8 protein-coding genes are annotated in these 14,373 nt (G+C 49.2%); 7 read left to right on the top strand and 1 reads right to left on the bottom strand.

Annotated features, from left to right (window positions below; all coding sequences use genetic code 11):
* Window positions 1-398: 398 nt before the first annotated feature.
* From H6F68_RS12670 to H6F68_RS12655, 4 genes are all read left to right on the top strand, one after another.
* Window positions 399-2,300, top strand: a complete 1,902-nt coding sequence (locus H6F68_RS12670) for a M48 family metallopeptidase (protein ID WP_190559463.1) — start codon at window positions 399-401, stop codon at window positions 2,298-2,300.
* A gap of 9 nt (window positions 2,301-2,309) precedes the next feature.
* Window positions 2,310-3,209: a 16S rRNA (cytosine(1402)-N(4))-methyltransferase RsmH gene (rsmH, locus tag H6F68_RS12665; RefSeq protein WP_190559461.1), complete on the top strand. Its 900-nt coding sequence runs from the start codon at window positions 2,310-2,312 to the stop codon at window positions 3,207-3,209.
* A gap of 181 nt (window positions 3,210-3,390) precedes the next feature.
* Window positions 3,391-5,607 carry a histidine kinase dimerization/phosphoacceptor domain -containing protein gene (locus tag H6F68_RS12660; protein ID WP_190559459.1) on the top strand — a complete coding sequence of 739 codons (2,217 nt, stop codon included), beginning with the start codon at window positions 3,391-3,393 and terminating at the stop codon, window positions 5,605-5,607.
* A complete protein-coding gene (locus H6F68_RS12655; protein ID WP_190549611.1) occupies window positions 5,597-6,715 on the top strand; it encodes an ATP-binding protein in 1,119 nt (372 codons plus the stop codon). The genes H6F68_RS12660 and H6F68_RS12655 overlap by 11 nt, the downstream gene beginning before the upstream one ends.
* Before the next feature lie 5 nt (window positions 6,716-6,720).
* Here the strand turns inward: H6F68_RS12655 and H6F68_RS12650 are convergent, their stop codons facing one another.
* Complete coding sequence (locus H6F68_RS12650; RefSeq protein ID WP_190559457.1) at window positions 6,721-11,142, bottom strand: PAS domain S-box protein; 4,422 nt, start codon at window positions 11,140-11,142, stop codon at window positions 6,721-6,723.
* Between the two features lie 404 nt (window positions 11,143-11,546).
* On the opposite strand from H6F68_RS12650, the gene H6F68_RS12645 reads away from it, so the two are divergent.
* From H6F68_RS12645 to H6F68_RS12635, 3 genes are all read left to right on the top strand, one after another.
* The gene (locus H6F68_RS12645; RefSeq protein WP_190435775.1) at window positions 11,547-12,281 is read left to right on the top strand and encodes a response regulator transcription factor; all 735 of its coding nucleotides are present in this window, start codon (window positions 11,547-11,549) and stop codon (window positions 12,279-12,281) included.
* 13 nt (window positions 12,282-12,294) lie between these two features.
* Window positions 12,295-12,453 (top strand): hypothetical protein, encoded by a 159-nt coding sequence (locus H6F68_RS12640; protein WP_190559455.1) that lies wholly within the window; start codon window positions 12,295-12,297, stop codon window positions 12,451-12,453.
* 213 nt (window positions 12,454-12,666) lie between these two features.
* The gene (locus H6F68_RS12635; protein WP_190559453.1) at window positions 12,667-14,373 is read left to right on the top strand and encodes a SpoIIE family protein phosphatase; all 1,707 of its coding nucleotides are present in this window, start codon (window positions 12,667-12,669) and stop codon (window positions 14,371-14,373) included.

Genomic DNA, 14,373 nt, shown 5'->3' with positions numbered 1-14,373 from the left:
TCCCCTTTACGTCGTTTCGGCAACCGCACCTATCAGTGGTTTGTGGTTAGTGGCAAGTCAGCAGCGCTTCACGAAACAATTTGTCTCGGAATCGTTGCTAGAGCTCGTCACTAAGCGTGGCGGATGGGCACGGTCTGTTATGTACTCAATTTATTGCATTTTCTTAATTATAGAGAGTTGCGGCTCCCAAAATTGGCTGTGATTCAGCTAGCCCGATTGATTTTGTGAACTATCACTATCAAGCACGATTGATGGGTCAAGGCGATCGCAGCCCCATTCAGCAGTATCAATGCACCACCAATTCAGTAAATCCGCCTACTTGAATTGAAGAGTTGGCTGGGAAATCTGATGGAGGATTTCCGATTACAGTCTTCAGTTGCTGAGGCGAAGGAGGGGCTATGGCTTGGACAGAAGAAAAGTTTGAAGCATTAATCCAGCGTTTAGAAAAATTGGCTCGCCAGCAGCCTGCCACTTACAGAATGCGAGTGGGTTTGTTGGCAGTGCTGGGATATGTCTATATCTTTGCTGTAATTGCTGGGCTATTGGCTGTGTTTGCGGCGATCGCCTGGTTTATGTTTTTCAGCGGTCGTATTCATACCGCCATGATCAAGCTGGCAATTCTGGTATTAATTCCCGCTTTAATTGCGCTGCGATCGCTTTGGGTCACCTTTCCACCACCTACAGGCTTACCTCTGTCTCGACAGCAAGCTCCCCAACTGTTCGCGCTGCTAGACGAACTCACCACAAAACTACAAGCTCCCCGTTTTCATCATGTGTTAGTGACCGAGGAATTCAACGCGGCTGTCGCGCAAGTTCCTCGCCTAGGCATGTTGGGTTGGCAAAAAAATTACTTGCTGTTGGGTCTGCCGCTGCTGCAAGCCCTTTCCCTAGAGCAATTCCGGGCAGTACTGGCTCACGAACTGGGCCACCTCTCCGGGAATCACAGTCGCTTCTCAGGTTGGATCTACCGTGTTCGTAAAACCTATGCCCAACTATTTGAGCGACTACAGCACAGCGAACAGCAGGGTTCTTGGTTCCTGTTTGAACGATTTTTTAACTGGCATGCGCCGTTCTTTAATGCTTATTCGTTTGTCCTCGCCCGCAATAACGAATATGAAGCCGATCGCTGTGCCGCCGAGTTAGCAGGAGCGAATCATGCTGCCGCTGCCCTGATTAACGTCAATATTCAAGCTCAATTCTTGGAAAGTGCCTATTGGCCTAAAATTTACCGACAGGTAGAGCAGCAGATTGAGCCACCTGCCACCGCCTTTACCAACTTGACCACAGCCCTACGCCAGCCTGCGGAGCCTGCAACTGCTAAGCAATGGCTCAACCATGCCCTAGCCTGTAAAACCGATTATGCCGACACTCATCCTTGCCTCAGCGATCGCCTTTCTGCCTTAGGGGTCTCGCTCTCACCTGAGCACCCCCTGACACTACCCCAGCCTGTATCGGTCAGTGCTGCCAGAGTGCTGTTGGGGTCAACCTTGACTCAGCTCACAGCTCATTTCGATCGCCAATGGCAGGAGCAGATGGCAACTTCTTGGCGGCAGCGATATGCCCACCTTCAGGAATGCCAGAAACAGTTGCAAGTTCTAGAAACCCAAGCCCAAAGCCAGCCTTTGACGCTAGAAGCAGCTTGGGACCGAGCCAGATTAACTTTAGAAGTTCGGGACTCAGCCGCTGCAATTCCTCTGTTAGAAGCAGTGCTGACGATGGACCCTGAGCATGCTGCTGCTCATTACACCCTCGGGCAAGTGTTGCTAGAGCAGCAAGAAGCAGCGGGGATTGAACACATCGAAAAGGCGATCGCGGCTCGGTTCGACTGGGCCTCATCAGGATACGAACTGATTCTGAATTTTTTGTGCCAGCAAGGGCAAACAGAGCAAATTCAGATTTATCAGAAACGGGCGGAACAGCACTACGAAACCCTGATGTTGGCCCGACGAGAGCGTTCTTCTGTGCAAGCCAGCGACGAATTTCAAGCCCATGATTACTCAGCAGAGGCGATTAAATCTCTGGTAACGCAGTTAGCTCGGTATGATCAATTGAAAGAGGCATACTTGGTGCGGAAAGTGATGCATTACTTTCCCGAAGAAGCTTTTTATGTATTGGCGGTGAAGCGCCAGCAGCGGTTTTGGGAGACCAACAGCGATCAGGTCGATCAAAAATTTATTGATCAGATTGCCGATGGCATGGAATTTCCTGAGCAGACTTACATCCTGCTGCTGAACAAGCACACCAAAGATAGAGAAAAGAAACTACGCCAAGTAGCACCCACAGCGATCTATCGACGGTAAGGAATCGGCATGACCACGGACTCCCAAGAACTTCTCAACTCGGACACTCCAGCCTTTGTCCATGTCTCAGTGCTGAGCCGAGAACTGATTGCAGGCTTGGAAGTCCGAGCGGGGGGCCATTATTTAGATGTGACGGTGGGTGGCGGCGGGCACAGTCGCTTAATCCTAGAAGCCGCACCGGATGTCCGAGTCACAGCCCTAGATCAAGACGAACAAGCGATCGCCGCCGCGCAGGCAAATTTAGCTGAGTTTGGCGATCGCGTCCAGTTCTGCCACCACAACTTCGCCACTTACGACCCCGGAAAAGTGCGATTTGCTGGCATCATTGCTGATTTAGGCGTAAGTTCGGCCCAGTTTGATATTCCCGATCGGGGCTTCAGTTTTCGTCACGAAGCCAGCCTCGACATGCGAATGGACCAACGCCAAGACCTCACCGCCGCTGAGTTGATTAATTTTGGGGATGAGGTAGAACTAGCGAATATCTTCTATAACTATGGAGAAGAGCGGCTGTCGCGCCGGATTGCCCGCAATATTGTGGAGCGACGCCCCTTCCAAACCACGACAGAATTGGCAGAAGCGATCGCGCGTTGTGTCCCCCGTTCCTATCGCTATGGCCGCATTCACCCCGCGACGAGAGTGTTTCAAGCGTTGCGGATTGCGGTGAATCAAGAACTCAAGGTTTTAGAAACATTTCTTGACACTGCACCGGGTTGGTTAGCACCGGGGGGCAGAATTGGCGTGATTAGTTTTCATAGCTTAGAAGATCGACTGGTGAAACACAGATTGCGCGATTCACCCTTGCTCAAAGTGCTGACCAAAAAGCCCATCTTGCCCCAACCAGACGAACTGGAGAACAATCCGCGATCGCGTTCCGCAAAACTCCGGTTAGCCGAACGGCAGCCAGACTGACTTGCCCTTAGACATATGCAGCCTGAGCAGTTTTAACTCTTTGTGCCGCTTTTTATCTCCAAAAAGGTCATTGAGCAAGCTTTTCTAACAAGGTACCTTAAGAAAAACTCAACTTAAAAGATAACGGGTCGTATCGACGATCGCTCTTAGTAGCTAGCCTGCAACAACCACCTGCTCAACTATGCAAGCACAAGATCCGTTAACCTCTCCACTGGCTTTAGAGACTGCGATCGATCGGCGTCCTTTAACGGCATCTCCTGACACCTCAGTGGCAGAGGTAATTGCCATGATGAGCAAAGCCCAGAGTAGCTGCGTGCTACCCAGTTTAGAACTGTCGCGTAACATCGTTTTAATGGGTGAAGCCCGCGCTAGCGCCATTCTGGTAGTTGAAGGCTCACAGTTACTAGGTGTGTTTTCCGAGCGAGAGGCGATCCAGGCAATTACTACAAATCAAAACTTGGCAGAGACTAGGGTTGATCAGGTCATGCAGCGACCGGCGATCGCCCTAACTCAGACCGAGCATCAAGATGTTTTTACTGCCCTAGCGCTCCTACGGCAACATCAAATTCAGCATTTGCCCGTCGTAGACCCGCAAGGTCAATGGGTAGGGCTAGTCACACCTGCCAGCATTCGGAATGTATTACAGCTAGATGAATTGCTGAAATCCAAGCCGCTAGTAGAGTTGGCGGCTGCTCCGGCAGTTCAAGCCCCTGTGACCACTACGTTGCTAGATTTAGCCCAGCTCATGCTCGCACATCGAGTTGATTATGTAGTGTTGAGCGCAGCAACTCCCGTGCATGAGATGCCGACACCCGTAGGCATCATTCTGGAACGGCACATCATCCAGCTTTGGGCTTTAGGACTCGATTTAGCGCAGATCCCGACCCAAAAGGTTATGAGCGCTGCGCTACCATGCTTCCCGGCTTCAGAGTCTGTGTTGGTGGCCTACTGGGAAATGCAACAACAGCGGGTGCAGCGCTTAGGCGTCTCTGGTGAAGCTGGAGAGTTATTGAGCGTTATTTCCCCAACCAGCTTCCTATACAGCTTAGATCTCGACGAAATGCGCAGCGCTGTGGCACAGTTACAGCGATCGATTGAGGATTTTGAAGTCGAAAAAAACCAACGAGCTCAAAGTTGGCATACTGACCTAGAAACGCAGCTCTTAGAAAATCCAGCAGAGTTACTCGAGCAGTTACAGTGCAGCCAAATTCTGACTGCGATGGCACTCCATATTCGGGAGTCTCTCAACTTAAACGAAATTCTTCAGACTGCTGTGAATGAAGTCCGACGCTTTTTGCAGACGGACCGAGTGATTATCTACCGCTTCAATCCAGACATGAGCGGCACTGTTGTCGTCGAATCAGTGGCCGAAGGTTGGAGGCCTGCCCTCAACAGCAACATTCGAGATACCTGCTTCGGCCAAAATTACGCCCAAGCCTACAAAAAAGGACGCACTCAAGTCACCGAAGATATCTATAGAGCGGGTTTAACTCAATGCCATATCGATATTTTGGTCTTGTATGACATCCGCGCTAGCCTCGTAGTCCCAATCTTGCAAGGCGAGCATTTGTGGGGGCTATTGTGTGCCTACCATTGTGCAGGCCCTAGACGCTGGCGACAATTTGAGGTTGAGTTACTCAAGCAACTAGCCACGCATATGGCGATCGCCATTCAGCAATCTGAACTCTATCACCAAGTCCAGAACGAATTAGCTGAGCGCAAACGGGCAGAAGAACAGCTAAAGCTTTCTTTGAAAGAAAAAGAAGTGCTGCTGAAGGAAATTCACCATCGAGTCAAAAACAATTTGCAAGTCATCTCTAGCGTTTTGAGACTGCAATCTGATTATGTCAAAGATGACAAGATCTTGGCATTGTTTAACGACAGCCAAAACCGCATTCGCTCGATGGCACTGATCCACGAAAAGCTTTACCAGTCCAGCAACTTACTAAAAATAAACTTTGATGAATATATTCACGATTTGACAGAAAATTTAATTCGTTCCTATGTTGCTTTTGCTTCAACTGTTACCTTGACGACCAATGCTATCGGGGTTTGGCTAAATATTGATACAGCAATTCCTTGTGGCCTCATTATTAATGAATTAGTTTCAAATGCCTTAAAGCATGCTTTTTTGGGATCAAATCCAGACAATGAAATTCAAATCAGCATCACCTCAGGTAATGACAATCAATTCACTTTAATTGTTCGGGATAATGGCATGGGATTTCCGGAAGATATTGACTTTCGCAACACTGAATCCTTGGGTTTGGAGTTGGTGTGTGTCTTCACAGAACAGTTGGATGGGGCGATCGCGCTGGATAGAAGCAATGGCACAGCTTTTGTAATTACGTTTTCTGAAATAGGCAATATCGGAAGGACTGAGAAAAATGGCCAATGAAAGAATTTTAGTAGTGGAAGACGAAAGAATTGTTGCCAGGGATATTGAGAAAAGACTCAAAAAACTAGGTTACGTGGTGCCTATAACGGTTGCCTCTGGGGAGGAAGCCATTAAGCAGGCAGCAGAAATACGACCCGACTTAGTGTTGATGGATATTCAACTCAAGGGTGAATTGGATGGCATTGAAGCCGCAGAACAAATTCGAGCAGATTTTAATATTCCAGTAATTTATCTCACTGCTTACGCCGATGAAGCCACCTTGCAGCGAGCCAAAGCAACTGAGCCTTTTGGTTATATTCTGAAACCATTTGATGCCAGAGATTTACAAGTCGCGATTGAAGTTGCTTTACGCAGACGAATCTCGGAAGAAGCGATTCGAGTGGCTTTGGAGAAAGAGAGAGAACTGAGTGAGCTGAAATCCCGTTTTTGGTCTATGGCAGCTCACGAATTTCGGAACCCCATGACTTCTATCTTGTCTGCCGCCCAACTCCTCGAACAAGAAAAACACGATCTACCTGAGGAGCGCAGACGGGAGTACTTGTACGTTATTCAAAATGCGATCCGCTCAATGGATCAATTGCTTAGTGACGTATTAGCCGTAGGTCGAGTCGAGGGAGGGAGCCTGAAGTTTGACCCAGCTCCTTTAGATTTGGAAGAATTTTGTCAAATCGTTGTGGAAGAAATGCAATTTAATGCAGGTCTAAAACATCGGATTGTTCTTCATCAGCAAGGCGACTGTGTTCAGACCTTTTTAGACAAGAAACTACTTAGACACATTTTGACCAATATACTTTCGAATGCGATTAAATATTCGCCTGAAGGTAATGATATTTATTTCGAGCTGATTTGTGCGGATGAGACAGTAATTTTTCAGGTTAGAGATACCGGAATTGGTATTCCAGCAGAAGCCAAAAATCACTTGTTTGAACCATTTCAGCGAGCTGAAAATGTGGGAAATATTCCTGGTACTGGGCTAGGGCTAACAATGGTTAAAAGATGCCTAGATCTACATGGCGGCCAAATTTCTATAGAAAGCAACCCGGGTGGAGGGACCATCGTTACGATTCAACTCCATTTGAATAGCCGAGTAAAATCTCGCCAAGCTTAAACAGTTTAGCGGTGAGGGCTGACTTGACGCGGTAGTTCTACTCGGAAAGTTGAACCCTGCCCCACAACACTTTCGACTGTAATCGAGCCATCCATCATTTGCACCAACCAGTCTGTAATCGCTAGGCCTAATCCTGTGCCCCCATGTTTGCGGGTTGTGGTTTGGTCTACTTGGCGAAACTCTTCAAAGATGTGTTGCAAATCTGATTCAGCAATGCCAATTCCAGTGTCTTGAACCGCGATCGCCACGCAGTTGGCTGAAACTTCCCACGCTATCACCTTGACGCTGCCCGACTCGGTAAACTTAATCGCATTAGACAGCAAATTTACCAAGACTTGGCGCAACCGCATACTGTCATTGATAATGCCAGGATTCACCAAGTCAGTGCTGACCGACAAATCTAGATTCTTTTGCTCAGCTAGCGATCGCAACTCTTCGGTGGTCGCTTTGACTAGGTGCTCTAAGTTAATTTCTTCTAGTTTCAGTTCTAGACGGCCCACTTCAATTTTGGAGAGGTCGAGAATATCGTTAATTAGCGCCAGCAAATTCTTACCATTATTGAGAATTCGCTCCACCATGTCTTGTTGAGGGGCACTTAGTCTTTCCTGGTGCTGGCGGAGCAATAATTGTGAGAAGCCAATGATCGCGTTCATCGGAGTTCGCAGCTCATGGGACATAGTGGCTAGAAACTGAGATTTGAGCTGAGCCGCTTCTAAGAGTTGGAGATTTTGCAGTTGAATTTGTTGGCGTTGCCGTTCTAGCTCCGAGTTCTGACGAGCCAAAATGTCATTCTGCACCGCTAGGCGCTCTTCGCGTTCCTCCAAAACATTGATCAAACGAGCATTGTTGATTGCGATCGCTGCTTGCTCGCCAAAAGCCACTAACAATCGCTGATCTTCATCATCAAAGGCTTGAAGGTCTTGCCAATTGCCGATCGCTAATACACCCAAACGGCCCGCCTGAGCCGACTCGATCGCTACTGCATAAATGGAAGCAGGCATTTCCTCCGAGCCATATTCTCGCAGCGATTCACCTTGCAGGAGTAGCGATTCTCCGGTCAGAAAAACTTGGCCCAGAAATCCATTGCGAATGTAAGAACCATCGAGTTGCAGCTTTTCCATGCCCACACCGACTTTAGCGGTTAGCTCCAGCAGATCGCGTTGAGGGTTACGCAGCGCAATCAAGCCAAACTCAGCTCCGGGTATAGCTCCACAGACCGAGCGCACCATTGTCTGCAACAATCCAGGCAAGTCAGCTAAGCGCTGATTTAATAGATTTGTTAGCCGTTGCAACGTCCGCAACTGCTGTTGCTGCTCACCCAAAATCAGAATTGCCTGGCGTAGGTTTTCCCCGACTTCTTGGGCTTCTCGATACAGCCGCGCATTATCCGCAGCGAGAGCAGCTCGGCGGGCTAGATCTTCTGCCAAAGCCAGATCAGCTGGAGTATAACGCCGACCCGATTCTGCACTCACAAGCGAGATAACTCCCAAAGTGCGATCGCGAGCCATCAACGGCACTAGCATGGCTGAACTGAAGCCCACCTGTCGCAATAAGGCTAGATGGTCTGGATCTTGGGCCATTGCTATCAACAAGACATCGTCCATTTCTGGATAAAACTCAGATTTCCCCGTGCGAATCACGTTCGCTGTTCCTCTAGAAGCATTGGGGTCAGGGGGATAGCGCCGATATAACTCAGCCGCCCAGGCAACGTTCTTAGGGTTGGTATGGGCGATCGCCACTTGCTGTAGGGTTTGGTCCTCTGCAACCACATCCACTACACACCAATCGGCTAAACGCGGCACCAGTGACTGAGCCAAATTTTCCAGGGTGGTTTGATAGTCTAGAGAAGCCGCTAGTAGCGTGCTCGCTTCCGCCAAAAATCGCTGTGACTCCTCCGCTTGCTTGCGCTCTGTAATGTCGAGAAATGCACCCACACACCCTCGCACATTTCCCTGCTCATCAAACAGCGGTGCATCATATTCCAACAGCTTGATGACTCGCCCATTACTGTGGACAATGTCAATCTCTGTATCTAAAACCTCTCTACCCGTCGCGGCAGCGTAGCGCAGCGGTAACTCATGAGCTGCTAATTCTTGACCATTCTGCAAAACTCTAAATCGAGTAGACTTTGCACCAGTTGGGCTGCTTAAATTTGGACTACTTAAATCTGGACTACTTAAAGAAGTAGTACCATCCAACGGCATCTCTAGCAGCTTGGCAAAGTAGGGGTTGACTCGAATATTTTCACAGCTAGGCTCGTCTGCGATGCCAATGCCAATGGGCAGCACATCAAACAACGTCTGCAATTCATCCACCCGTCGCTGCAAGACGCGATTTAGCTCTAGGATTTTCGCTTCTCTGCGCTTGCGTTCTTTGGCAAAGGCGACGTGATTAGCAATGGTTTGGGCGAGTTGAATTTCCTCTTCAGTAAAGTGATGGGGTGTATCGTAGCAAAGCAGAAATTTACCCAACAATTGCCCCTGAGCGATTAGTGGCATAAAACCGATCGCACGAATGCCTTCTTGCAAAATCACCGACCGTAAAGGTTCTTCGGTTAGCTCAGTTTCCACATTTGCCACCCAAATCGGCTGGGGGTTTGCGGCATCGGGAGGCCAAGGAGAACAACCTTCAGTCGCTTGCCGATAGGTGTCCGATAGCTGTCGCCAGGCCTGAAAACGCATGACGCGATCGCTATCTAAAATCAGTACAGCAGTGCGATCGACTTTGAGGGCTTGTTGAAATCCCCCTAAAGCAGCTGCGTAAATATCTTCGAGCGCAGCCGCGTGACTGACTGTATTGGTAATGTGATAAATCGCCTGCAACTGCTCAAACTGCTGACGCAAGGTGGCTTCTGCCTGCTGGCGCTCAGTGACGTCGTAGAAGATCACGACTCCAGCCACAATATTGTTGTCGCGATCGCGGATGGGGCTAGAACTAACCCGCATCACGCCCCAGGTTTGATCTCCCCTTAGAATGCGAATTTCCTCGTCTGTGATGACTTCACCGTGAGCAATGGAACGAGCCAGTGGCCAATCTAGTGACTGATAGGGGCGGCCCTCCGCATCAAATCCTCGGTAGTCTTGATATTGCGCAATTTGCTCGGCAGGCAAAAATGAATGACGCCAAATTTGCTCAACTTGCTCATTGCCCAGCACTAGTTTCCCAGAGGGAGCCTCTGCAATAATCACGCCCGCTGGCATTTGCCTTAGAACTGCTTCCAATCGGCCCCGCTCGGTTTCTAGTTGCCGCAGCAGGTCTTCTCGCTCGGTTTCGGTCTGCTTAGTACGGGTGATGTCTAAGACAAAGCAGACGGTCTCCTGCCCCGACTCCAACAAGGCTGCCCCGATCAGCACCGAAACCCGACTGCCATCTTTGCGGATATATTCCTTTTCCCAAGGCGAGCACACTCCAGCAGTCTGCAATTGCGCGATCGCCCAAGCATCCATCTCTTGGTAGGCCAGGGGAGTCATGGCTGCCCAACGGACTTGGCCTAACTGCAACTCTTCTCTGGTGTAGCCCACCATCTCCAGAAAAGCTTCATTAGCCTCCGTAATCTCGCCGGTCAGTGTGGCAGTGATTACCCCAATCATATTGGCTTCGGCCAAGCGTCTAAATCGCCCTTCGCTTGCTCGTAACGCCTGCTCTAGCTGCTTGCGCTCAGTAATATCGCGCGAATTGAGAATGACTCCGCTCACACCTGCATCTTGCAGCAGGTTATTCGCCACCACTTCTATGTCAATCCAATGCCCCTGAGCATGCTGAATGCGGAATTCTAAAGGAGCCGCAATTCCAGGCTGGGCTAAAATCTGAGTAAAAGTGGTCTGAAGCCTAGCCACCTCGCTGGGATGAGTGTACTTAAAAGCTGATTGACCGATGAGGGTTTCAGGAGGGTAGCCTAAAATTCGCTCGATCGAGGGGCTGACATAGCGAATTGTGCTGTCCGCTTCCAAAATGGTGATGATGTCAGAAGAGTTTTGCACCAACGAGCGGAAGCGAGCTTCACTTTCTCGCAATTTTTGGTTGGCTGCCGTAGCCTGGATTTCAGCACGACACAAACGGATCGCATTATGGAGGCTACGGGACAAACTTTCTGGAGCTAGTTTCGCTTTAGGCAGATAATCGGAAGCGCCTGCTTTCATCAGCTCAACGGCTACTTGCTCATCCCCCTGGTTGGTTAGAACAATGAAAGCAGTTTGAACTCCTTGCTCGCGCGCGGTGCGGACTAAAGTTAAGCCATCGCCGTCAGGTAATTGGTAATCGAGGAGAACGCTATCGAAGGATTGTTGCTGTAAAAGCGCGATCGCGGCACTGTAACTACCCACCTCTGATAGCTCTAACGACAGACCCGCAGCTTGGAGCGCCCGACGCACCGCCATCCGGTCTGCTTCATCATCGTCAACCACTAAGATTTTGAGAATCTCTTCCATAACGATTGGCTATCAGCAATCCGCTCTTAGCTGGCTTTGGTTCAGTATCGACTATTCCTTGTCCTTGTACTAAATACTGTAAACAAATCGCTCAGCCTCAACAAATTCTGAACGCTTCCGGCTGTTTCACTCAAAGTCCCTCATGCTCTACAAACACTCCTTCGCTAGCCAGAGCAGGGACTCAAGGTGGATAGATCGGGTGATGTTAACTTCAAGGGATAACGAGTACACAATGAAGCTTAACCATACATTTTTGACAGCAAGATCTATTATCGGAATAGTTCAGCCCGTTCCTACTATCGATAGATAGATTATTTCAACGCCGGACGGATAAGCTTGAGCTAGTTCCTTTTGTGTGAAAAACTACTTTCACCTTCTTATTTATAAGAATTGCAAAGCTGATTATGAACGAAATTCAAGTTGCCCTGATTGAAGACCATGATTTGACACGAGTGGGCCTACGGACCGCTCTCCAGCAACGGGGCGCAGTTAAAGTTATTGGTGAGGCTGCCACCGGTACTGAAGGATTAAAGTTACTAGAAACTGCTAAACCCGATGTAGCAATTGTGGATATCGGCTTGCCCGATATGGATGGAATCGAACTAACCAGGCGATTTAAGCAAATGCTGGCCGAGTCAGATTCCCCTGAGCCATCCACCACTAAGGTCATGATTTTGACCATGAATGACAACGAGGATGCCGTTCTAGCAGCTTTTGCGGCTGGGGCTGACTCTTATTGCATGAAAGACGTGAATGTGGATCGGCTGCTAGAAGCGCTGAGAGTTACCAACGAAGGCAATAGCTGGATTGATCCAGCGATCGCTCGTGTGGTGCTGCAACAAACCCGCCAGCCTTCGTCTCAAACCGTTAGCAGCATCCCTAGCGAAATTCACACAGTTGCGATCAACGCTGCTGATGATGAATACAGCCAAATGATTGAAGCTTACCCCTTGACCGAGCGGGAGCTAGAAGTTCTAGAGCTGATTGTGGCAGGTTGTAGCAATGCGGCGATCGCCGAAAAACTCTACATCACGGTTGGCACTGTGAAAACCCACGTTCGCAACATCCTCAACAAACTCTGCGCGGATGACCGGACTCAAGCCGCAGTTCGCGCCCTCCGTTCTGGTCTAGTTGGCTAGACTAGCTTTTACTTTGTCTACTCTCCAGTCTGGAGCGACTAAGCTCAAAATTCCTCCAGGCGCGAGTTTACTCTTTGTCCTGCCCATTTTAGTGACGCGATCGCAGTTCGTTCCGGTTGGTTATGGGTGGGACTTTTTTAAGCTCAAGTTTGAGCTGCGTAACCCGTTTTAACCTATACCCATTTCTCTAGAATTTGGGTTTCATCTGTTAGGGTTCCCCTAATCTAGGGTACTTTTGAATTTGAGATGATGTGTGGCCGAGGTGCCGAGACCAGATTGCAACTCGCTGCTCTGTTCTGTCCGCTTGTTTGATTCTTAGTCGAATAGCGTTGCTCTGACTACTTTCAAGCCACCATCACAATTAACCTGTCAAGTGGAGTACCGCATGAGCCAGGGCAGTGGGGGCAAGCTCAAACTGATGGTCGTAGACGACGAACCCGACAACTTAGATTTGTTGTATCGGACCTTTCGGCGTGATTTTGAAGTTTTTAAAGCTAGCAGCGGTCTCAACGCGCTCCAAGCTCTAGATCAAGAGGGAGAGATGGCAATTATCATCTCTGACCAACGCATGCCTGGAATGAACGGCACGGAATTTCTGAGCAAAACAGTCGAGCGCTTCCCCGATACGATTCGTATTGTTTTGACGGGTTACACCGATGTTGAAGACTTGGTAGAGGCCATCAATACAGGCAAGGTTTTCAAGTACATCACTAAACCTTGGATGCCTGATGAGCTGAAAACAGTCGTGCAGCAAGCGGCAGAAACTTATCAAGTTTTGAAGCAGAGAACGAATGAGTTGCAGCGAGCCCTCAGACGCGAATCGCTATTTAATGCCATGACCAGTGCGATTCGAGAGTCGTTAGACTATCGCAGCATGCTACAGACGATTGTGGAAACCATTGGCAGTGGTTTTGAGGCGACTTGCTGTATCTTGCGGCCCGTTGAGAGCGATCGCCTCACCGCCGAATTCTTTTCCTACCAAGCCCCTACCCAAGCAGAGCTCTTGAGTTCGAGTCACTATCTTTCTGGCAGCCAAGCAGAGGCCGACTCACTCACTAATCAAGCACTGACAACTCGCCAAACTCAACTAGCCCCTACAGGGGTGACATCCCCTGAGCTAGCGCAGCTTGTTATTCCGCTGACTTATCAGCAAGAACTGCTCGCCGTCCTGGCACTTTACCAAGACAGTACAGCCTCTATCTGGCCGCCCGAAGACATTCAACTGATTGAAGGGGTTGCAGAACAAGCCGCTCTAGCCATTTCCCAAGCTAAGCTCTACCAACTCATTCAAGAGCAGACGCAACAAATGCGAGCGGAGCTAGAAGTTGCTCGCCAAATTCAAACCAATTTGCTACGGCAAAGCTGGCCAGAGGTTGAGGGAGCCAAGATTCAAGCCTGCTGCTATCCAGCTCGTGAAGTCGGTGGTGATTTCTTTGAAGTCTATGTTCATCCGCAAGGCGATATTTGGTTGACGGTCGGAGATGTCTCTGGCAAAGGAGTCCCAGCCGCTTTATTTATGGCTAGTGCTATTTCCGTGCTACGGCGAGAACTTGCTCAAGAAGCTCCGCCTGAACCAAATATCGTGATGCAAAACTTAAACAGCGGCTTGTCAGAGGATTTAGTCAGTAACAACTGTTTTATTACAATGGTTTTGGCCCGTTATACACCAGCCACGGGTCAGCTAGTCTATGCCAATGCGGGTCACGTTTATCCGCTAGTATGGTCTCACCAGGCCGTGATTTCAGCCAGTTCTTCAGAAACGTTACCAATAGAACCAACTTACTTAAAAACTCGGGGCGTCCCACTGGGCATTCTACCTATTTGGAAGGCGGCGGCAGGCAATGTAGTTCTGAATTCAGGAGAAGTATTTCTGCTGACTAGTGATGGTATTACTGAGGCAACAGTTAACGCAGAAGGGATCGGTGATGGCACTCCTCTGAGTGCAAGTTCGATGTTGCAGCAAACAGGCCTCTGGCAGCTTCTCACCCAAGAGCGAAATCCCTTAAACCTCAATACCCTCCTGGAGCGCATTCAAGCGCATAACCCCATTCAGGAAGATGACCAAACCATTCTCTCTCTGGAGGTTCTGTAG

It is taken from the genome of Trichocoleus sp. FACHB-262, assembly GCF_014696035.1.
GTDB lineage: Bacteria > Cyanobacteriota > Cyanobacteriia > FACHB-46 > FACHB-46 > Trichocoleus.
This window is presented reverse-complemented; position numbering and strand designations above follow the sequence as displayed.